This window comes from Bradyrhizobium sp. 14AA, assembly GCF_054185205.1.
In genome coordinates, this window is sequence record NZ_JAVAYM010000001.1 from 572718 (window position 1) to 586790 (window position 14073).

The following is a 14073-nucleotide window of genomic DNA, read 5'->3' on the forward strand; positions in this document are numbered from 1 at the left end:
TTCAGCCGGTGCAAGACTGGCTGGCCCAGCCAGTGTCCGACAGGGCGTCCTATCAGGGGGCGCGTCGCACTGTGAGTGAAGCCGACGCTGACATTCTGAGGAAGTGCGCATTAAAGAAGCAGCGCGCGTTGATAGGCACTCTCAATAAACGCGCGCGACAATGAGAGAGTTCAAATGTCCTCATTGTGGGCAGCTATCGGCTTTCGAGAACTCCGAATGCAATGGGTGTAAGCAGCCCTTGACGTTCGATCCTGAGAGGATGGCAATGGTTGGCGCGGGAAGCGCCCTGGAATGCGTCAATCGAAATATCATCGGTTGCAATTGGTGCGCTGTTGCGCCGGCTCCCTACTGCCTGTCCTGCTCCCTGACCCAGGTCATTCCCAGCATGCAGAATAAGCAAAATGTGTCGCTGTGGACGCGCGTGGAGGAAGCAAAGCGCAGACTGATCTACGACCTGCGACGGCTCCGCCTACCCATCGCGTCCGCAGGTGGATTTCAGCTGGCATTTGAGATTCTGTCCGACGAGCATGGACCGGTCCTGACGGGGCACGAATCCGGCCTGATAACGGTTAACCTTGCGGAGGCCGACGATGTGCAGCGCGAGAGCAGGCGCGTTTCCTTTCGTGAGCCTTATCGCACCCTTCTTGGTCATTTTCGACACGAAATAGGGCACTTCTACTGGAATGCCCTGATACACGAAGGAGGATTCCAATCACCCTTTCGGCTGGTGTTCGGCGACGAGACCGAGAATTATCAGGCTGCGCTTGCCGCCTATTACGCCCGTCAAGATCGGTCTGACGACCGGACAAGTCACATCAGCATGTATGCGACATCTCATCCCTGGGAAGACTGGGCAGAAACCTTCGCCCACTTCTTACATATCGTTTCGACCCTGGATTCGTTGGCAGGACTTCCGCTGTCCTTGGACGCGCGCGCTCAGCACACACTTAGCGATCCCTATCTCGAAAGCGATTTTGGTGCACTTTTGGAGTTGTGGAGCCCGCTCGCGCTGACGATCAACCGTCTCAACCGTTCACTAGGTCTTGCCGACGCGTACCCGTTCGACATTTCCCCGGCAGTTAAAGGCAAACTACACCTGGTTCATATGGCGATTTCGGCTTTTAGGAATCGGCAAGAATCAACGGCCGCGGGGTAGGTTATCGATTGTCGGCCATATCTATCGGATCCGCTCGTGCTGGGGGAGCAGTCGTGCGCGCTCGGACTTGAGGACCCGGCCTCAGAATGCGCCAACAACCAAATCAATGGCCTCGCTGAACTGCGAAGCAAAGCTCATTTTTATATGCTCGGGGGCGGGCTATTCCCTACTTCAAAGTTGAGGCTTCCTTGGTGATGGCCGCGATTGCCGTGCCAGACTTTCGAACAATGCTGGTAAACTGCTCATCCGATAGCTTGAGTGTCACACCGTCACAGCCTCGTCAAAGTACCGGTGCTTCGAACCGCTTCGCAGAATCGGCATTGCCAGGTCTTAGTGCAAAGCGGACCTTCTTCGATAGCGCGCGATCGGGCCAGCGGCGTAGGGCACCATCGGACGACCAAAGCAGCGCTTTCTGATCTCTGACGGTATAGGAAGCTAGGCTGCGGGTGCGACAGTGTCGATTTCCGCCACGTATACAGAGCTACTCAGTCGATTGACTCCGATAGATAACGGAATTGGCAGTATTCCGAGAGGCATAAATTATTCTGTGAATTCAAGACCGAGAAAATGCGGCGGGTATACCGTCGGCATTTGTCCGTCAGAATCGAGAAATTTTGCTTGCAAATCAACGACGAAGGGCCGTTCGAAATGATAGAGTGGGAGTAGGGGAGCTCCTCCTCAGGTTCAATAACACTGAATTAGGTCGTTACTTCCCGGAGAGGCGGCGCGGCAAGAATCATGGGATTTGGGGTATTCATCCATCGATCGGACTCGATCTACGATGACAGCCCGGCTGAACGATATCAGTTTCCCAGCCAGTATTTGCGTCGCGTTGAAGCCTGCATCGGCGACTGGATCATCTACTATGAACCGCGCAAGGTCGCCGAAACGCGCGGTTACTTTGCGATTGCTCGGGTTCAGCGGGTCATTCCCGACCCCAATACTTCAGGGATGTATCTCGCTCTAATTGAGCCCGGAAGTTATCTTGATTTTGCCAATCCGGTTCCTTTCAGCGGACCCATGGGTCTCGTGGAACGCGGCGTCTTGAATGAGCAGGGCCAAATTTCGGGACGTGCTCAGTCAGCAGTCCGCCCAATCTCGCCCGACGATTTCAATAGAATATTCGAACTCGGTTTCGCGGAGAGCGCGCCGCTGCTGCCGCGGGTCGACGCCGATGTTCGATTGTCTCAAATTGGTGAAATGGAGCAGGCGCTATTCACCTTTGAGCAACAGCGAGATCGCGTCAGCCTTACCGTATCGCGAGTTTTACGCGACCGCGTTTTTCGTCGTATCGTACTGCGCGCCTACGACGAGCGCTGCGCCATTACCGGGCTAAAGCTCATTAATGGCATGGGACGCGCAGAGGTCGCGGCGGCGCATATTCGCCCAGTGGAGGCAAACGGGCCGGACATCGTAAGCAATGGGATCGCTCTCTCCGGTACCGCGCATTGGATGTTCGATCGTGGTTTGATCAGCTTGGCCGACGATCTGGAAATACTGATCTCGCGCCACACAAACGACCTGGAAGGGGTTCGATCGGTTATCAACAAGACTGGCCGTGCGCTTGAGCCAAGAAGACCATCGGATCGACCTCATCCACATTTCCTCCAATGGCACCGCGAATATTGCTTCAAGCAATAGGCGAGCCCCGAGAGTCACGCGCTTCAGCTCGGCACAAGCGTTTGATGTGGACCGCGCTCTGGCATGATACGGCTTGCGTATCGCGCCTCTGGAGTCAGTGCTGATGTCCGCCGCCAACACCCAACCCGCCGCCACTTCCAACGAATCCGACCCCGAAACCCTCGGCTGGATGCAGGGCTTCCCACCATCCCCGGACCGCACCATCACCTTCCAGGACGGCTCCTTCCGCAGTTTCCCAGAACTCCGCTGGGCCTGGAGCAACATCCGCCAGCTCGTGCCCACCGTGAACGTCTGGCGCGGGGCGGGGCCCGCATCACCTCTGCCGCGTGCGGATCACGACATCGGCTCGGTTGCCTCGACCACGATGGACGGGCGGCCCATGACCTTCGCGAAGATGCTGGAGGAGACCTACACCGACGGCATCGCGGTGCTGCATCGGGGCAGGCTGATCTATGAGCGCTATTTTGGTGCGCTGAAGCCGCACAAGCCGCATATCGGCATGTCCGTGACGAAATCGTTCACCGGCACGCTTGCCGGCATTCTGGTCGCGGAAGGCAAGATCGATCCGCAGGCGCCAGTCACAGACTATGTGCCGGAGCTGAAGGCGAGCGCGTTTGGCGATGCGCGCGTGCACGAGGTCATGGATATGACCACGGGGCTCGTCTACACCGAAATCTACACCGACAAGAATTCGGACGTGTGGGGCTTGCGGCGCGCCAACGGCATGGCGCCGATCCCGCCGGACTATGAGGGTGCGACCAACATCTTCGACTTCCTCATCGCGCAGAAGAAGCAGGGCGAGCACGGCAAGACGTTTGCCTACAAGACCGTCAATTCCGACGTGCTCGCCTGGATCATCAGGCGCGCCAGCGGCATGACGTTGTCCGATTGTCTCTCCGAGCGCATCTGGCAGCCGATGGGGGCGGAGGAGGACGCGCATTATCACGTCGACCGTATCGGCACCGAGAGCGGCGGCGGCGGCCTCTCCACGACGCTGCGCGATCTCGCCCGCTTCGGCGAGACCATCCGCAATCACGGCCGCTTCAACGGCCGCCAGATCGTCCCGTCGCAGGTCGTCGAGGACATCGCGCGCGGCGGCGACCCCGAAAAGTTCAGGCCGGCCGGCTACACCACGTTGCCCGGCGCGTCCTATCGCAATCAATGGTGGGTCACGCACAACGCGCACGGCGCCTACATGGCGCGCGGCGTTCACGGCCAGGGCATCTACATCGATCCCAGGTGCGAGATGGTGATCGCGCGCTACGCCTCGCACCCCGTCGCCGGCAACGCCGCCAACGACCCCGTGACGCTGCCGGCCTACATGGCGCTGGCGAAGGCGTTGATGGCGGGCGGGTAGAGGGCCAAACCGCAAGATCGGTCGAGCGCATCATGGCCATCACCGTCTAACTCGAGCCGCCACGGAGGAGGGACGATGAAGGCGGCGCTGCAAAACTATCAGGATCGGATGCGACGGGTGCTGGAGCACATCGACCGGCATCTCGACGATGATCTGGACCTGGACAGGTTGAGCGCTGTTGCGGCCTTCTCGAAATTTCATTTCCACCGGCAGTTCACGGCGACTTTCGGGTTGTCGGTGCATCGCTATGTCCAGCTCGCCCGCATGAAGCGCGCTTCATACCGGCTGGCCTACAGGGACGACGAGCCTGTCACTGATATTGCGATGGATGCCGGTTACGACGCACCGGATGCTTTCGCCCGCGCCTTTCGGCAACGGTTCGGGCAATCGCCGTCGTCGTTCCGGAAATCGCCGGTGTGGGAACCGTGGCTGTCGGCCTTCGGGCCTCTCGATATTGCGAGGAGCAAGCTCATGCAGAAGATTTTTACCACTGACGACGTGACGACCCGCGACGTGCCGCCAACGAAGGTCGCGATCATGGAGCATCGGGGGAGCCCTGCGACGCTTCCCGCCACCATCCAGCGCTTCATCGCCTGGCGCAAGAAAACCGGCCTGCACCCCAGCACAAGTCCGACCTTCAATGTCTGGCGTTCCGAACGCCGTCCTGCCTCGCCTGCCGATTACAGCGTGGACCTCTGCGTCGGCACTGACCGGCCGATCGCGGCGAATGAAGAGCTCAAGGCCGGCGAGATCCCCGGCGGGCGTTGCGCCGTGCTGCGCGTCGTCGGCCACACCGACAATCTCGAGCCGGCCGCGCTCTACCTCTACCGCGACTGGCTTCCGGCCAGCGGCGAGGAAGCGCGCGACTTCCCGATCTATTGCCAGCGGCTGAGCTTCTTCCCGGAGGTGCCGGAGCATGAAGCGGTTGCGGATTTGTTTTTGCCGCTGAAATAGCGACCTCGGCCGTCATGGTTCGAGACGTCCGCTCACGCGGGCTCCTCACCATGAGGGCCACACTTCATTTCAAGTGCGATAGCCCTGCCTCTCGGTCGCAACAACCGGACAGACCGACATCCGAGACGGTGCAGCTCGCGCCTCACCCACGCGCCTCCTGCCAATGCGGATAGGTGACGTAGGCCGTGACGGCGCCATGCTCGTGTGAGCGGATCGTGACCGTCTCGCCCTTCGGCATGTAGACGATCTCGCCGGGACCCGCGGTAACGGTGCTGCCGTCGCTCGTGACCGAGAGCTTGCCCTCAAGGACGATCATGACATCGTCTACCCTGATCGTCTCCTCGAGATTCTGGTTTGGCGCGTAGCGGCCGAAGCCAATCGTGATCGCTCCACCGTGACGTTGGTCGACCAAATTGCCGACGAAGATATCGCCGTCCTGTGCCGGTGAGCGTTCGAGCGAAGCCTCGGAGATGGCGAATTTGCGAACTTTCATGAATTCCTTCCGTCTTGCGGGATGGGAGATCGATAGACGCTTGAGTAGGTGTTTTGTTCACGCCGGCTGCGAGGCCGTTTGACGCGGCAATATAAGGATTGACTTATATTAGCTCTGATCGATATTAATCCTCGCACCAAACGAGTCGGGAGGAACGCCATGGAGATCGACGTTGCCAGGGTCCTGGGGCTTGTTACGCGTTCAGTGAAGAATTTCGAGAAAGATGGAAAAGCGGCCAGCACGGTGACACTGACGCGGCTCTACGACACGAGCGTCGACGATCTCTGGGACGCCGTGACCAGCCGGCACCGCATTCCGCGCTGGTTCCTGCCGGTCGAGGGGGACCTCCAACTCGGCGGAACGTACCAACTGAAGGGGAATGCGGGCGGCACCATCACGGCGTGTACGCCGCCGGACCGTTTCGCAGCGACGTGGGAATTCGGCGGCGCGGTCAGCTGGATCGACGTCAAGCTGGCGGCAGAACGGCATCAGGCCCGTCTGACGCTGGAGCACACCGCGATCATCGAGGACCATTGGAATCAGTTCGGTCCGGGCGCGGTGGGCATTGGCTGGGACCTCGCCATTGCGGGACTTGAGCGATTTGTTGCGACCGGGGCATCGGTCGACCATGAAACGGCCGAGGCGTGGATGGGATCTCCTGCCGGCAAGGAATTCATGACGAGAAGCGGCGAATATTGGTGCGCGGCGCACATCGCAAGCGGGGTCGATCCTGACACGGCGAAGCAGCGCTCGGACCGCACCATCGCCTTCTATCGCGGCGAGATGCCGCCCGATGTCGCACATCCGGGCACCGGAAGCTGATGCACGTCTTCGAGGTCCTCGCCGATCCTGTGCGCCGTCGCATCCTCGAACTGATCGCGCCTGGCGAAATGACGTCCGGCGAGGTCGTCGAGATGATCGGGGCCGAGTTCGGAATCACGCAGGCGGCCGTGTCGCAGCACCTCAAGGTGCTCCGCGAGAGCGGCTTTGCAACGGTTCGGCCGGAGGCGCAAAGGCGCCTTTATTCGGTCGACGTCGCGGGGCTTCGCGCGGTGGACGCGTGGATCGCTCAGTTCAGGAATTTTTGGGAGCCGAAGCTCGACGCGCTGGCGACCGAAATCGCGCGCGGCAAGCGGGAGCGTCGTAACGCGCCGGTCGCCAAGCGGAGCGGGAAGAGGGCCTGAGCTTCGCGCAGCGAAGCCCATCAATACCGCGCGTCGATCAAGGTCGGTTTCGCCTGGCTCTCCCCACCCCCGAAAGGCGTTTTTTGTCGTGTATTGTCGGCCGCTTCTGGCCAGAGCTGTCGAGCATGGCTCGGATCAACGCCACGAGATCTGCGACCGCCGTGGCCGCGGCGGCGAAGGAGCTGGGGTAGGCCTGCGGATAAGCCAATTTAGGAATTCCGCCCCATCTTCTCGAACTTCTTCACCAGCCGCTCCCGCTTCAGCCGCGACAGGCGCTGGATCCAGAACATCCCGTCGAGCTGGTCGATCTCGTGCTGATGGCAGACGGCGCGCAGGGCCTCCGACTCCTCGGTGCGGGCATTGCCGTCGATATCCTGATAGCTGATGCGCACGCGCGCATGGCGCTGGACCTCGTCGTTGACCCCGGGCATCGAGACGCTGCCTTCGCGGTGCATGATCATCTCGGGCGAGGCCCACGCGACGACCGGATTGACGTAGGTCTGCGCACCGTCCTTGGCGTCGAGCTCGAGCACGACGACGCGCAGTGGCACGCCGACATGCGGCGCGGTGATGCCGATGCCGGGCGCGGCGCGCATGGTGTCGAGCAGGTCCTGCGCGAGCTCACGCAAGCCATCGTCGAACACGGTGACGGGGCGGGCCGGCATCCCGAGGCGGCGATCGGGGTACCGGACGATGGGGCGGATGGTCACGATCGGACCGGCCGGTGCGGCCGGACCCCTGCAGCGAGGACCGGCGATTCCGGAGGCCGCCAGGCGCGGTTCGTGATTGTGTGCATGATCAGTCTGTCATAACCTTGAGTTGTGTCCGGAGTTTTCATGGACGGACACGGGATACACCTTTCTTCATTTTTGCACCTGGTTTTTTGGGGGGAAGGAACATGACCGTCGTCGATTCGGCCGGCAAGGAAGACCGGCTGCGGCTGGTGCCGGATGTCGTGACCAAGTACGCCTTGGCGATCTGCTGTGTGATTGGACCATTGTTGCTGGGCTATCTGGCGCCCAATCAGGTTGCCGACAGTCTCATGCCACTGCTGGCTGACAAGGCCGTCGTCAGTTTCGTCCTCCCAAACCCCGACGCCGAGTCCATCGCAAAAATCGAGAAGCTGAAGACCACCCTTGCCGAGAAGCAAAAGACGGTGAGCGAGAAGCAGGGCGCGCTGGATCGGCTGGTCGCGGCGGGTACTGCCGAGGACAAGCAGAAGGACGCGAAAGCTGCGGTCGAGACTGCACAGGCGGCGGAAGCGGCCGCCAAGGTCGAGATCGAGAAGGCGGAACGGAGCCGGGACACGGATCGGACCATCGCCCAGTCCAGGCAGATCGCCGATACGTTGACGGCGCGATACAATTACGCGGCGGCGAGCGGCCTGCTGTACCTCGTCAGCGCAGCGACCTTGCTGCTGGGTGGAGCGATCGTTTTCCGCCGCAGCAGGACGTTGTTCGTCGTGGGGCTGGTGCTTTCCCTCATTCTCGCGTGGACCGTTACGAAAGCCCCGACGGCTTATGCCAATGCGGGCCAGACGTTCCTCAAGCTTCTGCTGGATCAGGCCGATCAGAACCCCGGCGTCTTCGGGCCGCTGTTCCAGGCTTACAAGAACGCCTCCTTCAAGGTCAGCGACGCCATCAGGCTGATCATCGACATCAATACATTCGTCGGACTGCTGGCGGTCGGTGTCGCGCTGTTGGCGTTTGCGGTGCTTTCCGGCCCCGAGGAGAAGCCCTCACTCCCAAGTCTCGAGGAGCGAAAGTCAAATCTTCAGCGGATGATCATGCTCAGCTCGGCCATCCTGGTGGTTGCGACGCTCGCGAGCAAGGTGGTGATGGATTGGCCGCTCGGTCTGATCGTCACGTCGCAAGCTGACGCCCTGAGGCCCCTGGCAAATGCCCTGACCAGTCACCTCGGCATGACAGGAACGATAGCCCTGTTCGCCGCGGCGGCACCTGCGTTGGCCGGCTGGTATCAGGACGTGAAGCGCTATCGTCTTGACGCGCCGCCCGCGCCCGCGGGTCAAAAGCAGGATGCCGACAAGCTGGACTTCGGCGTTCCCGCTGCCGTGACGAGTACCCTCGCCATTCTGGGGCCGGCATTGACCTCACCGGTCTTCGTCACTTTCAAGGGGATCGTCGAGATGATTGCGGGAGGCAAGGGCAGCGGGTGAAGCGCGGCGGGTAAAGCGTGGCCTGACGCGCCAATGCCCGTCGGTCGGGCTGGCGGGCAGGCCCCCACCGCTCACGGATCATTGAAGCATCCTGTCGTTGACTACCTACCAACTGGAAGGTAGCCAACATTCATGAGCAACGCTTCCTCGACATCCGACGACATTCTCGCCTGCGCACGCACGCTGATCATTGCCGGCGGCTATAACGGCTTCAGTTATGCCGACGTGGCCGAAGTCGTCGGTATCCGCAAGCCCAGCATCCACCACCATTTCGCCAGCAAGGTCGATCTCGTTCGCACCCTCGTGTCGCGGTACCGCGAGGAGGCTGCAGTGGGACTGGCGGCGCTCGAACGCAATGTCCCGGACGCCGGAGAACAGCTCAAAAACTATCTCGCCTATTGGGAAGCGTGCATCAAGGACGCGACCGCTCCGTTCTGTGTCTGCGCGCTGCTCGCCAGCGAGCTTCCGATTCTGCCCGATGAGGTCGCACTTGAAGTGCGGGCTCACTTCCGCGCGCTGGCGACCTGGCTGACCTCGGTGATGGAGCGCGGCAAGCGGAAGGGGCGGCTTCACCTCTCCAACTCAGCCAGGGTCGAGGCTGAAGCATTCATGGCGACCGTTCACGGCGCGATGCTGTCGGCGCGCGCCTATGGCGACCCCAGGATGTTCGGGACCATCACCCGGCCGCTGCTGGAGCGGCTGTCCGCCAGGCACTGAGACAATCGTCGAAGCCGACATCCCGCAAGCAGGCAAGCAATCCGACCGGTGAACGGATCTGCTTCACCCATCAAACTACCAACTAGTAGGTAAGGAGCGACAAATGAGAGATCATCTGCAGGAACAGGCCGGTCAGGAGCAATGGCTGAAGCTCTACTACTTCACGCGCGCGGCGTTTTCCGTCGCCTGGGTCGCCGCTGCGTTTGTCGCCGGAGGGTCGTCTGCCCCGATCGCCGCAGGTCTGCTCGTCGTCTATCCGGCATGGGATGCCGCAGCCAACTTCCTCGACGCGACGCGCAGCGGCGGGCTCGATCAAAATCGCACGCAGGCCCTGAACGTCCTGGTCAGCCTGGCAACGACTGCCGCCGTCATTCTCACCTTGCAGATCAGCATGAACTGGGTGCTCGCCGTGTTCGGCGCCTGGGCCATCCTGTCCGGACTGCTCCAGCTAGGGACGGCCGTCCGGCGCTGGAAGCGCAATGGCGCGCAATGGGCCATGGTGCTCAGCGGCGGCCAGTCGGCCCTGGCAGGCGGCTTCTTCATCGCTCAAGCCGCAATGCCGGCGATTCCGTCGATCGCGAATGTTGCAGGCTACGCTGCGGTCGGTGCGCTCTACTTCCTGGTCTCGGCGATCTGGCTGGCCGTCGGCGCGTGGAGGCGTCGCGCAAGGCGCGCCTTCTAACGGGAGCGATGCGCGCGGCCCTGATCGGCAGAGTCTTGTGTGTGCAGAAATCGAGACCGGCGGGAGGATGACATCCTGCCGGCGTTTTCCCCGACGCGTCAAAATCGCTTTCATGCTGATGATGGACCGCAATTCGGACGACGTCGCCAGATTGGTCAACGCTGGATCGGGAAGCCGCGGCTGGAGACTGGTGCGTGGACTCATAACGAAAGCTTGGATCACAGGGGGCTGGGCCCCGCCGCGAGTGCGAGGATCGGCTCGGTCCTTTGCTCGTTCACCGTTCAGGAAGGCCCGCCTTACGCAAACCCTCAGCGATACGCTCAAATTCAGCAAGGAAAACGACGTTATCGGACCACGCAGACCCATCCTGCAGCCAAAGGGCAACCGTGTAGTTGGGCCTGAGCCGACGAAGCTCGCTGATGGCGGCAAGAGCTTCGGGCTCACGTCCCGTCCATGCGTTGGCGGCGGCGAGATCTGCGTACGCAATCCAAAAGGGATTCACCGTGATGGAGCGGCTGCACCAGTCTATTGCTTCATCATATTGAGCGAGATGGCTGTGCGCATGACAGGCGTAGAAGTACCACGTGCTTAGGAGCGGATCGCGGGGGCTCAGCCGGATGGCCATTTGGAGAGGGGCAAATGCCTCCGCAGATCGGCCGACACGTATCTTGGCAGCGCCCAGCGCGCCATGAGCCGGGGCGAGGCTAGGATTTATGCCGATTGCCGCCGTATACGCGCTAACAGCAGCGTCGAGATTCCTGCCCTTGGCCCGTTGGATCTCGCCCTTGACAAAATGTGCCATTGCGTCGCTGGGAAACCGCGCCAAAACCTGATCTACCGCATTCTCAGCGCGCTGCAGCTTATCGGCGGGTGCATCAGTCCAACGATAATTGACTTGTATTGCCAACGTATCTGCCAACCCCACGAGGGCCTTAGGGTAGCCGGGGTCGATCTGCAGCGCGCGCTCGAAGAGGCCGCCCGACAGGGCCACCTGTTCGCGGGAATAGGGCCGATTGAGCACGGCCAGTCCCCGCATGGTAAGATCGACCGCGTCGGGGTTGTTGGGCCGCGCAACCTCGGCGTCGCGGCTTTCGTGGTTAGTCAGCTCGAGATCAAGCCGCCGCGCCAATCCACCCGTGATGACATCCTGAAGCTGCAACGATTTGGACCACTCACCGTCGACTCCCTCCGACCAGATCTGTGCTCCGGTTCGCGTATCGATCAACCGGGCATTGATCCGAACTATTGACTCCGTTCGGCGCAAGCTACCATCGAGGATATAGCGGACGCCGAGTTCGCGGCGAACGCGCTTTGGGTCAACGTTCTTATAGGCACGGGCTGTACTCGGCGCGATCACGAAGCTGTCCTCGATACGTGAGAGATCAGCGCTTAGATCGTCAGCGACACCTTCCGCAAAGTATTCCTGCTCGGGTTCGTTACTCAAATTTGTAAATGGCAGCACGACAATCGATAGACGATGGTTCACCAGTTGCGGCTCATTCCAACGCATGTACCAGTAACCAAGACCGCCGCCAGCCATGAACAGGAGAAGCGCCATCGTTAGAGCCATCCGAGCTCGCCGCCAACCATGCGCAAGCCACTGGACAAACGGAAAGCCCGAAACGACCGGCAGCGTATCGGAGAGCTGCGAAGCATAGGCTCGGACTGGGAGAGCGATATTTTTGAGGCTCTGCTCGCCCAAATCAGCGAACTCAACCCCGACCTTGCCACGGACTTGATCGTAGGCGGCGGAAGATATGCAGATGCCGCCGGCCTCCGCGATGCCTTCAAGCCGCGCCGCGACATTCACGCCATCGCCAAAGATGTCATTCGGCTCGACAATCACATCGCCGATATTAATTCCCACACGGAAGACTATGCGCTTGGCTTCTGGATCATCGATTGTAAGTTCCCTGACGCGGGCCTGAAATTGTACAGCAGCTCGAACCGCTTCGACCGCGCTCGGAAATTCCGCCAAGAAGCCATCGCCGGTGTTCTTGACGATGCGGCCACCGTGTTCGGCAACTGCTGGGGCGACTGCGTGCGTCAAGAGCGCAGTCAGTTTGGCATGCGTAGCCTCTTCGTCATTGTGCATGAGCCGCGAATAGCCGGCCACGTCGGCGGCCAATATCGCCGACAGCCTGCGTGCGACCCGGGCTGCCCGCTCCTGCACCATGGTCGGCTCTCCATGCTCATTTTTACGACGGATGTGCGACCATGCCAACCGCGCGATGTCCACCAAGACCGGCCCCATAGCTAAAACGTTAGCTGCCCTGACCGATTGTTCAGTGGACGCCCCTATGTCGCCAATTGGCCCATCGCGACATACTGCGCTGCCGCACGAACTTGGTCTCGCTGTAGGAGCAAAGTGGACGTAGTCATAAATCACGTCGGTACACGGCCTAGATAGGGCGTGCCGTCCTTGTGCACGAACCGGCCGTCGGAATTGGCGCTCATCATGTCGATGTCGGAGCATGTCGTGAGATCGTCAGGCGCGCGCGAGCCGACTTCGAGATAGACCGCCGTCACATTGGAGCGGTTGATCATGTGATGGCCGTTGCCGCTGCCCTTCGGGAAGGCGGCGCAGTCGCCTGCGCGCAGCACGGTTTCGCTCTGGTCCTCGACCAGCACCACTTCGCCTTCGAGCAAATAGACGAACTCGTCCTCATGCGAATGCCAGTGCCGCTGGCTCGACCAGTTGCCCGGCGGCAGGCGCATCAGATTGACGCCGAAATCGGCAAGGCCGCCGGCATTGCCGAGCCGCTGCCGAATGCGCTCGGCGCACGGGGCGTTGAAGGGGGCCGGATAACCCGAGCCCTTCCGGGCCGGGACAGTGGCAAGATCGATCTTGGGCATGAACGCGTCCCCGGGATTTCACATCGAACTTATGCGGGGCAAGTCGGCTGTGCCAGAGGCTGCCGCCTGCGGAATTGCGTAGCGCCGGTGCGGCCGCACTGGCTTGAAGACCTTCAATCCCGAGCAGCATGCGCGTCTGGCCGCCCTGATCGCGCGGGTGCTGAAGCCCGGCGGCGTGTTCTCCATGATCGAGGCGTCCGACCCGAAAGGATGGTGGCTTCGGCCGCTCTACCTGTTCCATCTCAGGGTGGTCCTGCCCCTGGTCGAGCGGACCCTGCTGCGCGGCGCACAGGATTTTTCGATGATCGGCACCTACAGCACGAATTTTGGCAGCGCCGCCGAGATCGCAGGCCTTCTGCAAAATCAGGGCCTCGAAGTCGAATTCACCAGATACTTTTTCGGCTGCGCGACCGGCGTTGCGGGCCGCAAGGCCGGATAGGGGCGTGCACACGCGCGATCTGGTGTGTGGAGTGCCGAGGTCGACGTGAGGACGGCCACCGCGACTTCGCTGGAGCTACGACTGGAGTGACGGCCAGTGTCATGCGGGGGCTTGGCGAGATCTTGGCGGGATCTGAGCATCACCGCGCGCAGGATCAGCGGCGCGTCGAGGTGAACGGACGTCCGGTGGTGATGAAATCGAGCTCGGCGGGATGATGACATCATGCCGGTGTTTTGCCCGACGTGTCAAATCACGGCGTGGCACCGCGAGTCACTGGCATCGTCATTTTCCTCGCCTCGTAAGTCATTGATCCCGCTAGGGCCGGCTACTGTGCATGGGGTTGTTTTCGACCTTCTTGTCGGCGGAACACGAGAGCCGCCCGCGAAAAATTGCGTTACGCTGTCGGCCCGCACTGTTC

The 14073-nt window shown here is 61.3% G+C and carries 14 protein-coding genes; 10 read left to right on the top strand and 4 right to left on the bottom strand.

Features of this window, described 5'->3' with window-relative positions:
- The first annotated feature begins 160 nt into the window (after positions 1–160).
- The 4 genes from RAD15_RS02550 (at position 161) to RAD15_RS02565 (ending at position 5108) form a co-directional block, all read left to right on the top strand.
- Entirely contained in the window at positions 161–1156 is a 996-nt protein-coding gene (locus RAD15_RS02550; protein ID WP_458174024.1) for a zinc-binding metallopeptidase family protein, read from the top strand.
- A 738-nt stretch (positions 1157–1894) separates the two neighbouring features.
- Positions 1895–2797 carry an HNH endonuclease gene (locus tag RAD15_RS02555; RefSeq protein WP_458174026.1) on the top strand — a complete coding sequence of 301 codons (903 nt, stop codon included), beginning with the start codon at positions 1895–1897 and terminating at the stop codon, positions 2795–2797.
- Between the two features lie 103 nt (positions 2798–2900).
- Positions 2901–4154, top strand: a complete 1254-nt coding sequence (locus RAD15_RS02560; RefSeq protein ID WP_458174028.1) for a serine hydrolase domain-containing protein — start codon at positions 2901–2903, stop codon at positions 4152–4154.
- A gap of 75 nt (positions 4155–4229) precedes the next feature.
- Positions 4230–5108: an AraC family transcriptional regulator gene (locus RAD15_RS02565; protein ID WP_458174030.1), complete on the top strand. Its 879-nt coding sequence runs from the start codon at positions 4230–4232 to the stop codon at positions 5106–5108.
- 142 nt (positions 5109–5250) lie between these two features.
- On the opposite strand, the gene RAD15_RS02570 is transcribed toward RAD15_RS02565, so the two are convergent.
- Positions 5251–5601, bottom strand: coding sequence for a cupin domain-containing protein (locus RAD15_RS02570; protein ID WP_458174032.1), 351 nt, complete (start codon positions 5599–5601; stop codon positions 5251–5253).
- A 159-nt stretch (positions 5602–5760) separates the two neighbouring features.
- Here RAD15_RS02570 and RAD15_RS02575 point away from each other — a divergent pair, with 159 nt between their 5' ends.
- Entirely contained in the window at positions 5761–6423 is a 663-nt protein-coding gene (locus tag RAD15_RS02575) for an SRPBCC family protein (RefSeq protein ID WP_458174034.1), read from the top strand.
- On the top strand, positions 6423–6785 hold the full coding sequence (locus tag RAD15_RS02580) for an ArsR/SmtB family transcription factor (RefSeq protein ID WP_458174036.1): 363 nt from the start codon (positions 6423–6425) through the stop codon (positions 6783–6785). Before RAD15_RS02575 ends, RAD15_RS02580 begins: the two co-directional genes overlap by 1 nt.
- Before the next feature lie 209 nt (positions 6786–6994).
- Here RAD15_RS02580 and RAD15_RS02585 read toward each other — a convergent pair whose 3' ends face one another.
- Entirely contained in the window at positions 6995–7495 is a 501-nt protein-coding gene (locus RAD15_RS02585) for a peptide deformylase (RefSeq protein ID WP_458174038.1), read from the bottom strand.
- A 188-nt stretch (positions 7496–7683) separates the two neighbouring features.
- Here RAD15_RS02585 and RAD15_RS02590 point away from each other — a divergent pair, with 188 nt between their 5' ends.
- The 3 genes from RAD15_RS02590 (at position 7684) to RAD15_RS02600 (ending at position 10360) form a co-directional block, all read left to right on the top strand.
- Positions 7684–8961, top strand: coding sequence for a hypothetical protein (locus RAD15_RS02590; protein ID WP_458174040.1), 1278 nt, complete (start codon positions 7684–7686; stop codon positions 8959–8961).
- Positions 8962–9093: 132 nt separating this feature from the next.
- Positions 9094–9678 carry a TetR/AcrR family transcriptional regulator gene (locus RAD15_RS02595; protein ID WP_458174042.1) on the top strand — a complete coding sequence of 195 codons (585 nt, stop codon included), beginning with the start codon at positions 9094–9096 and terminating at the stop codon, positions 9676–9678.
- 103 nt (positions 9679–9781) lie between these two features.
- Positions 9782–10360, top strand: coding sequence for a DUF308 domain-containing protein (locus tag RAD15_RS02600; protein ID WP_458174044.1), 579 nt, complete (start codon positions 9782–9784; stop codon positions 10358–10360).
- A 274-nt stretch (positions 10361–10634) separates the two neighbouring features.
- Here the strand turns inward: RAD15_RS02600 and RAD15_RS02605 are convergent, their stop codons facing one another.
- Positions 10635–12599, bottom strand: a complete 1965-nt coding sequence (locus RAD15_RS02605; protein WP_458175009.1) for an adenylate/guanylate cyclase domain-containing protein — start codon at positions 12597–12599, stop codon at positions 10635–10637.
- A 146-nt stretch (positions 12600–12745) separates the two neighbouring features.
- A complete protein-coding gene (locus RAD15_RS02610; RefSeq protein ID WP_458174046.1) occupies positions 12746–13216 on the bottom strand; it encodes a cupin domain-containing protein in 471 nt (156 codons plus the stop codon).
- Positions 13217–13319: 103 nt separating this feature from the next.
- Here RAD15_RS02610 and RAD15_RS02615 point away from each other — a divergent pair, with 103 nt between their 5' ends.
- Entirely contained in the window at positions 13320–13655 is a 336-nt protein-coding gene (locus RAD15_RS02615) for a class I SAM-dependent methyltransferase (RefSeq protein WP_458174048.1), read from the top strand.
- Positions 13656–14073 lie beyond the last annotated feature (418 nt).